This is a genomic window from Solemya pervernicosa gill symbiont (assembly GCF_002020875.1).
In the GTDB taxonomy this organism is placed as follows: Bacteria; Pseudomonadota; Gammaproteobacteria.
Map to the genome: position 1 here is coordinate 48,319 of NZ_MPRL01000002.1, position 14,976 is coordinate 63,294.

Sequence of the window (14,976 nt, forward strand, 5' to 3'; positions counted from 1 at the left end):
GTGGCGGGCAAAAAGGAGTCTGGGGAATGGCCTCAAACAGTATGACACCCCGTTTCGTATCGCGTCTGACGCGCGATACGTTGGCACTAATTCTAGCGGGCGGACGTGGCTCGCGACTCAAGGAGCTGACCCGCTGGCGTGCCAAGCCTTCGGTCCACTTCGGCGGCAAATTCCGTATTGTCGATTTTCCGCTCTCTAACTGCGTCAACTCCGGCATTCGCTCGATCGGAGTATTGACCCAGTACAAAGCGCACTCACTGATTAAACATATCCAGCAGGGGTGGAGCTTCCTGCGAGGTGAGTTTGGTGAGTTTGTCGAGATGCTACCGGCGCAGCAGCGTATCAGTGAGACCGCCTGGTACTCCGGTACCGCCGATGCGATCTTCCAGAATCTCGACATTCTGCGCAGCCACGAACCGAGCTATGTACTGGTGCTGGCAGGCGACCACGTCTACAAGATGGACTACGGTCCGATGATCGCGCTGCATGTAGAGAGTGGCGCCGATATGACGGTAGGCTGTCTTGAAGTCGATCTTGAACAGGCGAAGGAGTTTGGCGTGATGAGCGTCGATGCCAATAACAAGGTCATCGAGTTCAGCGAGAAACCCGATAGTCCCGCGCCGATTCCAGGGCGCGATGATGTGGCGCTCGCCTCAATGGGCATCTATGTGTTTAACAGTGGCTTCCTCTACGAGCAGTTGATTCAGGATGCCAATAAAAATGATTCGAGCCACGACTTTGGCAAGGATGTAATCCCCTCAGTCATCGAGCAGCACAAGGTAATGGCATATCCGTTCCGTGATCCGCAGACCGGTCAGCAGGCCTACTGGCGTGATGTCGGTACGGTGGATGCCTTCTGGAAGGCCAATCTGGAGCTGATCGGTGTTACCCCTGAGCTGAATCTCTACGACTCACAGTGGCCAATCTGGACTTATCAGGAGCAGCTACCACCGGCCAAGTTTGTCTTCGATGATGATGGACGACGTGGCATGGCGGTTGATTCGATGGTCTCGGGTGGTTGCATTATCTCGGGCGCTACGGTGCGACACTCACTGCTCTTCTCGCATGTCACAGTGAATGACTTTGCCGAGGTCTACGACTCAGTGGTGCTACCTGATGTGGTGATCGGTGAACGCTGTCGTATTCGCAAGGCGGTACTCGACAAGGGGTGTTCGGTGCCGCCCGGTATGGTGATTGGTGAGGATCCAGAGGAAGATGCCAAGCGTTTCTACGTCAGCGAAAAGGGCGTGGTGCTGGTAACCCCCGACATGCTGGGTCAGGACCGACACCATGTCCAGTAGTGTGCCGCTGAAGGTTGTACTCTGCTGGCATATGCACCAGCCCAACTATCTCGATCGGGAGAGTGGTAACTACCAACTGCCGTGGACCTATCTGCACGCGATCAAAGATTACGTCGATATGGCGGCGATCATCGAGATGACCGAGGGCGCGCGCGCCGTGGTCAACTTCGCACCTACTCTGCTGGAACAGATCGAGGACTACGCCGCGCAGATCAAGTCCTACCTGAAGTCTGGAACCCCATTACGTGACCCACTGCTCGCAGCGCTGGTCAGTACCGCGCTACCGAGCGGTGAAGAGGAGCGGGTAACGCTGATCAAGGCGTGTCTACGTGCCAATCCCGAACGGCTGATCGACCCCTATCCTCACTTCAAAATACTCGCCGATCTGGCTCACTGTCTTGATGATACGCCCCACGCCGTACCCTATATCAGCGGTCAGTATCTAACCGATCTGTTGGTCTGGTACCACCTCGCCTGGCTCGGCGAAACGGTGCGCCGCAGCGATAAACGAGTAAAAGTGTTGATGGATCGTGAGCGCGGCTATAGTCACCAGGAACGCCTACAGCTGTTGGAGATCATCGGTGAGCTGATTGAGGGCGTGATCCCACGCTACCGTGCATTGGCCGAGGCGGGGAAGATCGAGCTATCAGTCACCCCCTATGCGCACCCCATCATTCCGCTACTGCTCGATATCAATTCAACCCACGATGCGATGCCTGCGGCCCATCTACCGGTCTGCAGCAGTTATCCCGGTGGAGAGCAGCGCGTGCAGTGGCACCTGCGCGAGGGTGTCGAGGTCTTTAAACGCTGTTTTGGCCACGAACCGGCGGGCTGTTGGCCCTCTGAGGGGGCGGTTAGCAGCGCCACACTCGAACAGATTGCAAAGGCTGGCTTCAAATGGGCCGCCACGGGTGAAAATGTATTGAGTAATAGTCTGCAGAAATCGGGGATTGAGCCCGGTGCCTGCCACCATCACCCTTTCAATGTGGCTGAGAGCGATATCGCCTGCTTCTTCCGTGATGACGGACTCTCCGACATGATCGGTTTCACCTATGCCGACTGGCACGGTGACGATGCGGTTAACAACATGGTTCACCATCTGGAGAACATCGCCGAGGCGTGTAAGGAGAATGAGAACCGGGTCGTCTCGATCATCCTCGATGGTGAGAACGCCTGGGAGTACTACCCAGAAAATGGCTACCATTTCCTTACCGCACTCTATGCGAAGTTGGCCGAACACGAATCGCTTGAGCTGACTACCTTCAGTGATGTACTGGCGAGTGGTGTTAAATCGGAACCACTACCCCAAATGGTGGCCGGTAGCTGGGTCTACGGCAGCTTCTCCACCTGGATCGGTGAGGCGGATAAAAATCGAGGCTGGGATCTGCTCTGTGATGCCAAAAAGGCCTTTGATGAGGCGGTCTCGTCGGGCCGATTGGCTGGCGATGAACTCTATCAGGCCGAGCGACAGATGGCGGTCTGTGAGGGTTCCGACTGGTTCTGGTGGTTTGGTGACTACAATCCGGCCGATTCGGTCCGAGATTTTGACCGCCTGTTCCGATTGCAGCTTGCTGAGCTCTACCGCATCGTCGGTGCTACTGCGCCTGAACAGCTGACGCAGGTGATCTCTCACGGTACCGGACAGCCCGCTACGGGTGGCGTGATGCGCCGTGGTAGCGAGCACTGATGAGCATCACGACTCAGTCTGGAGAGCAGGGTGCGCTGCGCTCACGACAGGCGGGGGTGCTGCTCCACCCTACATCGCTACCAGGTGCATGGGACTGCGGTGATCTGGGCAGTGAGGCATTCAACTTCGTCAATTTCCTCGCCGCTGCTGGACAGAAGGTGTGGCAGATCCTACCGCTGGGTCCGACCCACAACGATCTCTCTCCCTATCAGAGCCTCTCCGCCTATGCAGGCAATCCTGAGCTGATCAGTATTGAAAAGCTGGTTGAGTGGGGCTGGCTCGCCGCAGAGCAGATAAAGAAACCGGGTAAACAGAAGAAACCACCGCTGATAGCCAAGGCCTTTGCGGCGATCATGCACGCTGAGCATGGCGAGGTGCGCAACGAGTTTGAGGTGTTTGTCGCAAACAATAGTGAGTGGCTGGAGGACTATGCCCTCTATCGTCTGCTTAAAAATAATCATCAGGGCAAGGGTTGGTTCGATTGGCCAACGCCACTACGTGACCGGTCAGAATCGGCGCTCAAAGAGGTTCGCCACAACAACGCCGAGGCGTTGGCAGAGATTCGCTTCGAACAGTTTCTCTTTCAGCGTCAATGGTTTGAGCTGAAACACTATGCCAACGAGAGGGGCATTAGCATCTTTGGTGATGTGCCGATCTTTGTCGCCTACGACAGCGCCGATGTCTGGGCCCATCGCGACGGCTTCGCACTCGATGCCGATGGTCGGCCGACGGTGGTTGCCGGGGTGCCGCCCGACTACTTCTCCGAGACGGGGCAGCGCTGGGGTAATCCTCATTACGACTGGGCACAGATGGAGCAGGATGGATTCTCCTGGTGGCTGGAGCGGATGCGTTATCAGCTTAAACTCTTCGATCTGATTCGTATCGATCACTTCCGTGGCTTTGAGGCCTACTGGGAAGTGCCCGCTGATGAGGAGACCGCGATCAACGGTCGTTGGGTCAAAGCGCCTGGTGACCAGCTTTTTGATCGACTGCACGAAGAGTTCGATCCACTGCCGGTGATTGCCGAGGATCTCGGTATCATTACCGAGGAGGTTGAGGCGCTGAGACTTAAGTATGGGCTGCCGGGAATGAAGATCCTGCAGTTTGCCTTTGATAGTGGCGCTGACAATCCCTATCTGCCACACAATCTACAGCGCAACAGCGTTGTCTACACTGGTACCCACGACAACAACACCACGCTAGGCTGGTTCGATGAGCTTTCACCCGAACTGCAGGCACATATCGGTTACTATCTTGCAGATCAGAGCGAGTCGATGCCGTGGCTACTGATTCGCGCGGCACTTGCCTCCGTTTCACGGCTGGCTATTGTGCCAATGCAGGATCTGATGGCGCTCGATGCGTCCCAAAGGATGAATACGCCCGGTACCACCGAAGGGAACTGGGGCTGGCGATTCCAGTGGTCTGAGCTCAAAGAGGGGACCGCTGAGCGACTCAACGAGCTAGTGATTCGCTACGGTCGTTGATTATCTACCCCAACAGAGGGTCGCTTTTCGGATTGAGTCTATCGGTGGCTAGGGATAAGCTTTGCAGCATTGATGCAACATTTTGCGGCTGCGCGCGGTCCTATCGATATGGCCAGTCTCAATAATAACTTCGGGCAGCTCGTTAACTGCATCTGCTATCTGCCTGAAAAGACACGGCCATTTCTGAAATCAGACTCAAGAATTGTGCGTCATGGCCGATCTCTCTATCGCAGCGATACGTTTTTTGTTCACTCTCAGGACTGATTCATGGATTTAGCGACGCTAATTGGATTATTGGGTGCCTTCGGCATCATCACCGCCGCCATTATCCTCGGCGGCAGCGCACTGCTCTTCATCAATATTCCCTCCCTGTTGATCGTGGGCGGTGGATCGCTGTTGGTCGTACTGATGAAGTTTCCCCTGGGCCATTTCCTGGCGGCCTTCAAGATTGCGCTGAAGGCCTTTCTGCATAAATCGGAAAGCGCCAAGGATCTGGTTGAGCAGGGTGTGCAACTGGCTGAGGTGGCACGTAAAGAGGGCCTACTGGGACTGGAGAGCCAGGAGGTGACCAATCCATTCCTCAATAAGGGGGTACAGCTCTGCGTCGATGGTCATGAACCCGAGTTTGTCCGCGCGATGCTGATCACCGATATCAACCGCACCATCGAACGCCATGAAAAGGGGCAGGCGATCTTCAAGGCACTTGGCGATGTGGCACCCGCGATGGGCATGATCGGTACCCTGATCGGTCTGGTACAGATGCTGGCCAACATGGATGACCCGAAGAAGATCGGCCCGGCGATGGCAGTTGCGCTACTCACTACCCTCTACGGCGCTATTATCGCTACCGCCTTTGCACTACCAATCGCCGACAAGCTGGCTCATCGCAGTGATGAGGAGAAACTAAACAAGACACTGATCCTGGAGGCGATTCAGGGTATCCAGGAGGGGATGAACCCTCGCGTCATGCGCGATCTGCTCATGACCTATCTACCAGGAAGTGCTCGCACCTCCGCCGACGACGAGGCCGCCTGATCGCACCGGGTGCGTCTGGCGAATTAACGCGTGGAAGGGGAAGAGTGCAAAAAATGCGAAGCGGGGATGCCAGGCTGGGTCATGACCTTTGCCGACTTGATGTCACTGCTGATGTGCTTCTTCGTACTGCTGCTCTCCTTCTCAGAGATGGACGTCAACTACTACAAACAGGTGGCCGGTTCGATGAAGGACGCCTTTGGTGTCCAGCGCCAGATCTCATCCAAGGAGACGCCGCGTGGTGTTAGTGTCATCGCCCGTGAGTTCAGTCCGGGACGCCCCGACCCTACCCCGCTGAAAGTCGTTCAACAGCACACCACTAACCAGATGAAGCACTACCTCGATCTCGACAAGGGACAGACATCGCAGGATAAAAAGAGCGTCATTACTCCAATCAAGTCAGCCTCAATGCAGGGTGTCAGTCGCCAGAGTGAGCAGAAGAAATCGGGTAAGTCTGATGGACGCAAGGAGAGCATTGCAGACAAGATTCGCGCTGCACTCGAGAAAGAGACCAAGGCGGGTGCGGTCGATTTCGAGAAGGAGAGTGATCGCATCATTATCCGTCTCAATGAGAAGGTCTCGTTCCGTCCCGGTAGTGCCTTCCTGAAAAGGCAGGCAATTCCCATTCTCGAAAAGCTCGGTAATGTGCTGCGTGAGGCGACCGGACGCATCATTGTGGCGGGTCACACCGACGATATTCAGATTGATACCGCGCAGTTCCGATCCAACTGGGAGCTCTCTTCATCACGCGCAGCGACGGTTGTGGGTGAGCTCAACTGGACCTCACATATCGTCCCCGAGCGTCTAATGATCGAGGGGCATGGATACACTCGCCCCCTGGTACCCAATATCAATGCTGAGAATCGCCAGAAGAACCGCCGTGTAGAGATCACGCTGCTGCAGAACCCTGATGATGCCGCTGTCGATGAGAATGAGATGGTCGATGACAGCGCACTCTCAGAGGTCAGCGAGAAGAAGGCAGAGCTTGTGGGGGACCAGCGTCGTGGTCTGAAAAAAGGACGTAGCGATAGCGTGGTAGAGAAGACGACCTCTTTTGAAAAGGGGGATCGCAAGGCACGTGCTGAGGCAGAACTAGCGGCTGAGTCCGAGGCGAAGGCCAAGGCCGAGGCTGCTGCGAAAGCTAAAGCAGAGGCAGAACTGCAGGCCAAGGAGGCAGCACGGCTTGAGGCACAGAGACTCGCCGATGAGGCGGCGATCAGAGCAGGTCGCAAGCCAGCACCGATAGCGCCTCAGCCAGACAAAACAGATGCGGAGGGGCCTGCGCCAGCCACACCGGAGCGACCCACACCTTCAGGTGTAAGCCTGGATCCGACGGGTGGCCTTGAAGAGTCTGCAATCGAGGGCTCATTTGATGGTGCTATTATTGAGTTACCCAGCCTGGGAATTGAGCGACCGCTGGTGCTACCGCCCTCGGAGTAGGAGTAACGGATTCGATATGCAGGATAGTGAAAACAAGAGCAGCGCCGACCGCAGGGAATTCTTCAGGCTTAACGACAGTGTTGCCATCGATTTCCGTCAGCTCCAGAGCGATGAGCTGGAGACGGTCAGGGCGCGTATCCACTCCGATCAACCCGACCGCTTCTCAGTGGCGGCAAAATTCGCGACCTCCAGCAGAACAATGGATATGCAGCTGAGAACGATCAGTAAAAGTTCTCCAACGATTGCTGCCTTCCTCAAAGAGGTCGATAAGAAGATGAACATCCTGGCGGGACTGATGGCGGTCGAGGAGTTGACCGGAATCGACTGCCCATCACGACCGGTCAATTTGAGTGCCGGTGGAGTCGCCTTCTTCTCGGCGAATCCCTTCAATCGTGATGACATGTTGGAGGTGCGACTGGTGCTTTTCCCAACCCAGATTGGTATTCGTTTTATCGGTCGAGTCGTCAGTTCGACGACCGACCTGAAGGATGAGGGGGAGCAGCCCTATTACATCTCGGTTGAGATGGATACTATTCGTGATAGTGATCGGGATCTGCTAGTTAAACATCTGCTGCACAAGCAGACCGTTGAGCTGCACGAGCAGCGTTTTCCTGACGAAGTCTAGTTGTTACTGCTCTACAGCCGGGGTGATCTGATTCGCCTTGATGTAGCTGGGTAGTATCTCATCGAGACATTGATTGACCGCTTCCAGTACCGCTTTCTCCCGTGCATAGCCAAACTTGTGACAGGCCGTTTCGGTACTGACAAAACCGTAGCGTTCAACCTTGGTGCCGAAATAGACGTTGACCAGAAAGGCACTGCTATCGGCTTTGTTGAACATCTTGCCATCGACAATGATGTTGAGGTCGACCTCTTTGTTATCGGCCGATGCGAAGCCAGCCACGGGTGTAATATTCCACGCACGTAACCGTTTGTAGACGATTTTCTCTAGCGCCTCTTTTACAAGGGTGACGTTATTTGAGTCGACAAACACCTTGAGTGAGTCTGGTGTGCTGTTCATCAGGTAGGTCTCACGTCCCGCCTCTGCACCACCTGTAATGAGCAGTAATATCAGTAGTTGCCACCCTATCTTTTTCATCGATCTTTCGTTTCCTTATCCACCTCTGTCGAGGGGGATTGATTAATGTCGATTAACACCATTTCTAGTATAGAAATCGGCACCATTTGGTCGATCTTTACCTGATAGTTTTAAAACGTTATCCGCGTTGACATGCCAGGGGGGCGGCGTAGCTTTTGACTAAGACTCCGGCAACCTCTGTCAGTTCACTTTTCGCCATATTTGCGGGGTAGAGCGTGACGGCGGTTCCCTAACAAAGATAAAAAAGAGGCTCATCCATGCTGCTCTCCAGCGCCGCACCTGTCTGTGTGCAGCGAAACTCGGCAATGCTCTTCAGTACGCTGTTGTTTACGCTCATATTCTCAACCCCCATCTCCGCGGCCTCGATCGATAGCAAGGACTATGAGGCGGGTGCTGTAATCATCAAGACGGTCCCGATCAAGCCAGCCAAGAGCTCTGATAAAAAGAAATCATCGACAAAAGCGGACAAGGGATCGCAGCAGTGAGAGTGATCGCACTGTTCATATCGTTACTGCTGCTGCCGCTCCTCGCGGGGGCAGGTGAGTTTGAAACGCTTCTGCAGATGGTGGAGAAGCGTGATCAACGTGGTGCCGAGGCTTGGCTGAGCAGAAGCACTCGTGAGAGCGGTGACCCTCTGGAAACGCTCTCCGGTCGTGCGGTTGAGGATAGTCTTGAACAACAAACTACTCAGCTCTTTGCGGATGAAGCCGTCATCGAAGCACTGACATTCGCCTGGGTGAAGAGCGGTAATGAGTCGACTCGTCAGGATCTGCTTAAACGTCTGGCTAGTAGCACCAAGTCCCGCTCAACGATAGAGCAAGCGGTAGCCAAACAGCGTCGTCAGGCACCGCAAGCCGATATCAGGTTCATTCAACTCTTCACTGCTGGTATCGGTCGTGATGGAGAGTTAGCCAAGGCCTCCAATCAGTTTCCCCTTACCACCTCAACGATCCACCTTCGGTATGAATATGAACACGGCATTCCCGGAGAGAAGCTGACCGCCAAATGGTATCGCCTCGATACCGCATCAAAGAAACCATTTGCCTCTGCATCGGCAAAACTACAAAAACGTAGCGACAAGGGGCAATTCTCGTTCACACCCGATAAAGCCGGCTGGCGACAGGGGCTCTACCGAGTTGTCATTGAGGGGCGGGGCAGATCACTCACCGAGGTCGATTTTGTCATCGGCTTACCACAACCAGCTAAATTGCCTGAGCAGCTCATTACTCCCTTGCCTGTACAGGTTGAAGTGGCATCGATCGATTTTAGTGTTGAAGAGAATGCACCAAAACTGGTCGAGGTGGAGGCGGCACCACGTCCTCGTGTGGCCACCAGTCGACCTCCACAGGAGGTGGGCGTTGCACCCGAGGTGAAACGTCCCAAGGTCTCTGCTGCGACTACAACGCCTAAAAAGAGTGTGAAGTCACCCCCCGTGCCGGCGATTAAAATAGTTGATGCCTACCTCGCCAAAAAACTTGGCAAGAAGGGGCCGAAGGGTAAGAGCAAGAAGTTCTCAAATGCGTGGCGCAGGCTGGTGTTATGGGCCAAGATCGATGCCCCGCAGGGGGGGGGAAATCATTGCCCACTGGTATCTGCCCGGACGTAAGGGAGCGGTGAAACGCACCACGCTGAAGTTGAAATCGGGGCGCTCTGAAGTGGCATTCTGGCTCAAACTGAAAACGGCTGAGGAGACGCTGCCAGTCGGTAAGGCGTGGGTCGATCTCTCAGTGGGTAAAAAACGGCTCAAGCGGGTGAAATTCAAGATCCGTCAGGCGGGACTGTTTGAATCGCTCGGCGATACGCTGGAGCAGGCGGGTGATGAACTGGAGTCTTTGATTGAGGAGATGGATAAGTGATGAGTCATCTATCTCGACTACTGCTGTGCGTACCAATGCTGGCGCTATTTGCATCAAGCCCCACATTGGCAAAGGAGGATTTCTTCCGCGACTGCATTATCCAGGATGTCGATGAGACAGGCATGGTGCGGGTTTTCAATCGAAAACCGGAACTGATCGAGTATCGTGAGGCGGTGGTGGTTGCCGTTTCCGAGGGTACAACACCGGAGGTGGTGGTGCGATGCGATATCGGTGCGGTCCATGAGTATTTCGGTAAACTGCCTGAGGGAAAACATTACGATATACGCATGAGTGCCACCGGCCAGCTGAGTCGTGATGTGGGAGGATTGAGTAGGAAAAAGGCAGTAATCCCGGTCAAAAGCGGTATGAATGAGGTGACCGTCACCTTTCAGGATGCCAACTTCCCGCAGGTTGGTTCCTTCTCCAAGCGCCTCTCCTTCTACGCCTTTGTCTACGATATTGAGCCGGCAGGGCGTCTACAGTCACCGATCAAGGATCCCAAGCAGAATTTTATCGCCTTTATGACCGATCGGCAGGGCAATATCTATGGACAGCTCAGCCACGACAGGAAGAAGGTGCTGGCTCGCTTCTCGCCCAGTGGACGGCTCTCGGCGAAGTACGATCTGGGCAAGGACGATCCAAAACATGGTTCTCGTGGCTATCCTCGCCCGCTCTTTGTTGATAGTCAGGGCCATCTCTACGCCATCTGGCTCGGCAATATTATCGAGTACAACAAGAGCGGAGCGTTTATCCAGTCGCACGGTACTTTTGGGTTCAGTGATCGTTTTCGAAGCGCATCCGACCTGGATGCCGATGCCAAACCGGAGATGGATCGCGATCAACCCCCCGTCTGGCAGGAGATCAACAAGTGGATCTACCACAACCCGCCCATCGTGATCCGTGACTGGGTCTACTTCATCGCCGAGGCGCGGCCACCCAAGGGTGTATCGGGCAGCCGACTGGTAGTAGCGAGGTTCTCCCCTACAGAGAGCAAACTCGAGATCGTGGCGCAGGTGGCTGGTGTCGGTAGTGACTATACCCATGCAGAGGGGATGGTTCAGGCTTCCGACGGCACACTGCACGTGAAGGTAACCGGAAAGAACTGGCTCAAGGCCGTTATCAGTGTTGCACCGGGTGATGGCAAGGTTACGCTGCTCAGAAAGCTGCCTGCCGGTAACAAACTGACTTCAATGGATGACAAGACGCTCGCCAGTGGTACCCGACGATCGTTATTGGCTGGGGATCGGCGTGGTTACTACTTCCACGCGAAACGGGTACTGCGTGACTTCAGTTATGTCGCCTCGCTGGGCCTCGAATCGCAGCATTTCCGTTACAGTCGCCCCAGGGCGGGCCGTAAACTCAAAGAGATCGATCTGCTGACGGGAAAGGCGATTACAAGTTCACGTGACAAGGCCTGGTCGAAAAATTTCTGGTTCCACCGCGGTTCGATCTACGTCAGCTACATGGATATGCGTATTGCGCGCTTCTCACTGCGCGGTGGCGGTGGAGGTGCACCAGCACCGGAGACGATCCATGTCAAAAAACAGGAGCTATCACCAAGCTTTGAGCTGGTGCGTAGCGGTGCCACGTTTGAGCAGGGTATCGTGCTCGACGGTGCGACGGCTGTCTCAATGGAAGTGCGTTTCAGCGATGGCGAGGGTGAAGCGGTTGTCGGAGAGAGGGTCGATCTCTCGTTCTGGGAGCGGTTGCCGCAAAAGGGTGAGCTGCGTTTCCCCAATGGTCAGGTTACTGATGGTGAGGGTCGTATGCTGGTGGAGTATCTTCCACCACGAATAACACAGGAGGTGATGCAGGCGGGCAAGTGGGCGCCACAGGTGCGCTTTACCGCACGTGCCAAGCTCAAGAAGCAAGAGCTTGTGGTGCAGGTGAAGGCGGGTCTGCTCGGCCTTGCCGAGCTTGAACTGCAGCTTGAACGTAATGGCTACGCCCCACAACAATCGATTCCCATCGCGCTGGCCGATATCAACAATGGCGTTGTGAAGGGGCAGGTGGTCTATCCCGTCGGGAAGGGCGTATACGGGACAGTGGTGATGCCGGAGGTGCTGCCGATCAATGGTCTCTTTATTCGCCTTGTCGATAAAGAGAAACGGGTGTTGGTGGAGGCGCAGAGTAACGCGGATGGTCAGTTTGAACTGATCTATGGTGATCCTGCCAAGAGTGTTGGTCCTGCCGAGTTTGTGCTCTCCGAACCGCTCAAAGTGAGCGCATACGACAAGGATACCGATTACTTCGTCACCAATGCCCGTGCCGCGGTACGTGAGATGGAGAAAAAACACTACGGCTATCAGGCTGGTGCGATCAGACAGCTACTCTCTACCTACTTCCCGATGAAGATTGCAGCGGCCGCCAATAATGCGGAGGTGGAGCTGCATCGCAATCAGTTGGTCCGCGTCGGCCTGCTGATGGCAGCCCTGCGAGAAGGTGATGATCTTGCCAACCATGCGGCCGAACAGTTCGCCGATTCGCTGGTTAACGTGATGGATGGCCTCGCCAACCTGGCCAATATTGATCTGTTCGATGATAAAAAACTCAAGATTGATGAGATGTCTAAGTCGGCCGGCTTCAAGGCGGGGAACTTTGCATTGATGGGTGGCAAGGCGATTAAGGGTCGTGTTGCACAGTTCGTGATGGCACAGCTGAAGAAGAACTTCGTGTCGGTGATGCGTGGCACCGTCGCCCACCATAAACATGTTGCCTGGTACTGGTTGAAGAAGATCCTGATGAAGGGTGTTGTCGATATCGCCGGAAAACCGTGGAAGGGTCAGCTTGTGACCGGCTTGATGGGTGAGGATCGCAAGCAGGCACAAACTGCGATCACGGCAGCGGCAAATGCATGGGGCAACGGAAAGATATCCGAAAGTGGTGGTTCGAATCTGTTGATCAGGAATCGCTACGCAGAGATTGCTGAATTCAAACGTCAGGTGACCAACCAACAGCTCGACCTTGAACTCTACAAGGCCGATATCGATCTGGGTTTTGATGTGATCGGTCAGGGACTGGTGGTGATCGCCACGATCAAGGGCGGTGCCGTTGCGGGTGAACGTGTTGCAGAAGGGGTCAAGATGGTCGATAAGGGGTTCAAGGTGATTACTACCGGTGCCGAGGCCTATACCGGCTTCCAGTGGTTGCGTGACTACGACAATGCACGAGCCTCGATTGCACAGTTCACCCGTGCGGTGGTTGGGCCTTAGTTTTACGGTTCAACCCATCAGATTTCATACGGGACCATGAGATTAAATATTACCAAGGTGGTGCTCTGCTTGAGCGCATTGCCTCTGTTGTTCACAACATGTAGTGCGTTGGCAGAAATGCTCAGTTATAAGTCGATGCCGATCTCCTGGCGCAGCTCCTATGAGGTGATCCCACTACCGGCTGGCGATGAGATGGGGGTGGTCGGGTTCCACTACGACCTGATGCCGTTCAAATCACTGCCCAGCAGCTACCTCGGATTTGGTGGCTACGGTGGTGCCGTGGGTGAGGAGGGGGGCTTCTTTACCATGGGCGCGACGCTCGGCAATCGCTTTGAATTAAGCCGTCGACTCAAGCTCGATCTCGGTTATCACTTTGGTGGCGGCGGCGGTTCCGGACTGACCTTTCCTGGTGGTGGCATGATCACCCGAGCGCACGCCATGCTTGAGTTTCAACTGGGTGGTCCCTACTGGCGTATGGGTGTGGCCCACACCGATTTTCCCAACACCACAGCAAATGAGTCGTCAGATACACATCTGGTCGCAGGGCTGCGACTCGACTCGTTCAGTTGGCGACAGATCTTCGATAACAGTGAATCGGTCACTCCCTATCAGGGTGAGCTGGAACGCTATCGCATCATGCCGAGCCTGATGCACTACGCGACCGATGATGATCACCCAATGCACCGTAGTGGTATCTACACCGGTGGTGCAGGGGAGAATACCGACTTCAATCTGCTCGGTATCCAGTTTGATCACCAGTTCTCGCATTTTTTCTATAACAGCGTTGAGCTCTACGGTGCCGGGGGCGGCGGCTCAGATGGTTATGCCTCCATCTCCGCAGGACTCGGTGCCAGGGTTCCGTTGTTTGCTGGGCTCAATTGGGAGAGTAAGGCACTGCTGGGATTGGCTGGCGATGGTCGTATCGATACTGGTGGTGGATTGACGGTACACCTGATGACGGGGCTAAGTCTCGAACTCTCCGAACACTGGTACGTGAAAGCGATGGCAGGTCGCATGGCTGCACTCGAGGGTGAAATTAAGGCGGATGCCTATGAGATCGGAATTGGTTGACAGGCGGCAATACCAGTAACTGCAGCAGAATATGCAGCACTATTTGATGCTGATCAGTTCAGTCGAATCGACTGGCGTGCGGCCTTGACGCAAAAAACCTATCTACCGGACGATCACTCTCTCAACGATGAGGGAGCTGCCTATGACGATGCGCTGCATCTCATCGGGCTTGAATTGAGTATGCCGGTTAGCCAGTCGCTAAGATTACGTGGTAGTACACAGTGGGCCTATGGCGGAAATGTTGGCTCATTTGCAGAGGGGCTGTTTGGTGTTGTTTACGAGTCCGACTATAAGCTGCTTGATCGTATTGGATTGAGTGCGGGTTACGATGTCGGTGTCAGTGGAGGAGGGGATATGGATGTCGATGATGGATTTATCCATCAGGCCCAGCTAGGTCTCATCGTTCAGCTGAACGAATCACTCTCCCTGGCATTCATGGGTGGCAAGATGATGAGCTTTGGTGGTGCATTTAAAGCTGATCTATTACAGCTTCAGCTGAACTGGGATCGTACATCACTGGTTCAATAATGTTTTAGAATGGGAATGATAATCTTTTACTTTATTATTTAATAAATAACCTTGTTTTAATGACAGAATCGATCGATTGCTGTATTTTTACCTCCATCCAAAAAACCTTATATTTTATGGGTTTTGAAGATATTCGATAACCGGCAACGAAATTGGTTTATTGATGAGCTGTTTTGTAGTTTTTTGAATGCAACGAATCACTGCCTCTCTGATCTACTAATTCGGTAGTCGATTCGCTTTAAATAAGGAACATTGAAGTGAATAAC

13 protein-coding genes are annotated in these 14,976 nt (G+C 54.4%); 12 read left to right on the forward strand and 1 reads right to left on the reverse strand.

Annotated features, from left to right (window positions below; genetic code table 11):
* Nucleotides 1-26: 26 nt before the first annotated feature.
* The 6 genes from glgC (at nt 27) to BOW52_RS00860 (ending at nt 7,569) form a co-directional block, all read left to right on the forward strand.
* Nucleotides 27-1,301 carry a glucose-1-phosphate adenylyltransferase gene (glgC, locus tag BOW52_RS00835; RefSeq protein ID WP_078482184.1) on the forward strand — a complete coding sequence of 425 codons (1,275 nt, stop codon included), beginning with the start codon at nt 27-29 and terminating at the stop codon, nt 1,299-1,301.
* Nucleotides 1,291-2,988 carry a glycoside hydrolase family 57 protein gene (locus BOW52_RS00840; protein ID WP_236725593.1) on the forward strand — a complete coding sequence of 566 codons (1,698 nt, stop codon included), beginning with the start codon at nt 1,291-1,293 and terminating at the stop codon, nt 2,986-2,988. Before glgC ends, BOW52_RS00840 begins: the two co-directional genes overlap by 11 nt.
* Nucleotides 2,988-4,472 carry a 4-alpha-glucanotransferase gene (malQ, locus tag BOW52_RS00845; protein WP_078482185.1) on the forward strand — a complete coding sequence of 495 codons (1,485 nt, stop codon included), beginning with the start codon at nt 2,988-2,990 and terminating at the stop codon, nt 4,470-4,472. The genes BOW52_RS00840 and malQ overlap by 1 nt, the downstream gene beginning before the upstream one ends.
* Before the next feature lie 267 nt (nt 4,473-4,739).
* Nucleotides 4,740-5,507, forward strand: coding sequence for a flagellar motor protein PomA (pomA, locus tag BOW52_RS00850; RefSeq protein WP_078482186.1), 768 nt, complete (start codon nt 4,740-4,742; stop codon nt 5,505-5,507).
* Between the two features lie 30 nt (nt 5,508-5,537).
* Nucleotides 5,538-6,944 carry a MotB family protein gene (locus BOW52_RS17190; RefSeq protein WP_269087621.1) on the forward strand — a complete coding sequence of 469 codons (1,407 nt, stop codon included), beginning with the start codon at nt 5,538-5,540 and terminating at the stop codon, nt 6,942-6,944.
* A 16-nt stretch (nt 6,945-6,960) separates the two neighbouring features.
* On the forward strand, nt 6,961-7,569 hold the full coding sequence (locus BOW52_RS00860; protein WP_172840046.1) for a PilZ domain-containing protein: 609 nt from the start codon (nt 6,961-6,963) through the stop codon (nt 7,567-7,569).
* A 3-nt stretch (nt 7,570-7,572) separates the two neighbouring features.
* Here the strand turns inward: BOW52_RS00860 and BOW52_RS00865 are convergent, their stop codons facing one another.
* Complete coding sequence (locus tag BOW52_RS00865; protein WP_078482189.1) at nt 7,573-8,043, reverse strand: hypothetical protein; 471 nt, start codon at nt 8,041-8,043, stop codon at nt 7,573-7,575.
* 257 nt (nt 8,044-8,300) lie between these two features.
* Here BOW52_RS00865 and BOW52_RS00870 point away from each other — a divergent pair, with 257 nt between their 5' ends.
* The 6 genes from BOW52_RS00870 to BOW52_RS00895 all read left to right on the forward strand — a co-directional run bounded on the left by BOW52_RS00870 (nt 8,301) and on the right by BOW52_RS00895 (nt 14,710).
* Entirely contained in the window at nt 8,301-8,528 is a 228-nt protein-coding gene (locus BOW52_RS00870) for a hypothetical protein (protein ID WP_078482190.1), read from the forward strand.
* Nucleotides 8,525-9,649 (forward strand): hypothetical protein, encoded by a 1,125-nt coding sequence (locus BOW52_RS00875; protein WP_135621902.1) that lies wholly within the window; start codon nt 8,525-8,527, stop codon nt 9,647-9,649. The genes BOW52_RS00870 and BOW52_RS00875 overlap by 4 nt, the downstream gene beginning before the upstream one ends.
* 7 nt (nt 9,650-9,656) lie before the next feature.
* Nucleotides 9,657-9,899, forward strand: a complete 243-nt coding sequence (locus tag BOW52_RS00880; protein ID WP_078482192.1) for a hypothetical protein — start codon at nt 9,657-9,659, stop codon at nt 9,897-9,899.
* Nucleotides 9,899-13,111: an NHL repeat-containing protein gene (locus BOW52_RS00885; RefSeq protein ID WP_078482193.1), complete on the forward strand. Its 3,213-nt coding sequence runs from the start codon at nt 9,899-9,901 to the stop codon at nt 13,109-13,111. The genes BOW52_RS00880 and BOW52_RS00885 overlap by 1 nt, the downstream gene beginning before the upstream one ends.
* A 117-nt stretch (nt 13,112-13,228) precedes the next feature.
* Nucleotides 13,229-14,182, forward strand: coding sequence for a hypothetical protein (locus tag BOW52_RS00890; RefSeq protein WP_078482194.1), 954 nt, complete (start codon nt 13,229-13,231; stop codon nt 14,180-14,182).
* Nucleotides 14,183-14,266: 84 nt separating this feature from the next.
* A complete protein-coding gene (locus BOW52_RS00895; protein WP_078482195.1) occupies nt 14,267-14,710 on the forward strand; it encodes a hypothetical protein in 444 nt (147 codons plus the stop codon).
* Nucleotides 14,711-14,976: the final 266 nt, after the last annotated feature.

What these genes read in the sequence shown, in the direction of transcription:
- pomA (WP_078482186.1), top strand. Translation starts at nt 4,740, where the DNA reads ATGGATTTAGCGACGCTAATTGGATTATTGGGTGCCTTCGGCATCATC.
- BOW52_RS00840 (WP_236725593.1), top strand. Translation starts at nt 1,291, where the DNA reads ATGTCCAGTAGTGTGCCGCTGAAGGTTGTACTCTGCTGGCATATGCAC.
- malQ (WP_078482185.1), top strand. Translation starts at nt 2,988, where the DNA reads ATGAGCATCACGACTCAGTCTGGAGAGCAGGGTGCGCTGCGCTCACGA.
- BOW52_RS00890 (WP_078482194.1), top strand. Translation starts at nt 13,229, where the DNA reads ATGCTCAGTTATAAGTCGATGCCGATCTCCTGGCGCAGCTCCTATGAG.
- BOW52_RS00865 (WP_078482189.1), bottom strand. Translation starts at nt 8,043, where the DNA reads ATGAAAAAGATAGGGTGGCAACTACTGATATTACTGCTCATTACAGGT.
- glgC (WP_078482184.1), top strand. Translation starts at nt 27, where the DNA reads ATGGCCTCAAACAGTATGACACCCCGTTTCGTATCGCGTCTGACGCGC.
- BOW52_RS00870 (WP_078482190.1), top strand. Translation starts at nt 8,301, where the DNA reads ATGCTGCTCTCCAGCGCCGCACCTGTCTGTGTGCAGCGAAACTCGGCA.
- BOW52_RS00885 (WP_078482193.1), top strand. Translation starts at nt 9,899, where the DNA reads ATGAGTCATCTATCTCGACTACTGCTGTGCGTACCAATGCTGGCGCTA.
- BOW52_RS00860 (WP_172840046.1), top strand. Translation starts at nt 6,961, where the DNA reads ATGCAGGATAGTGAAAACAAGAGCAGCGCCGACCGCAGGGAATTCTTC.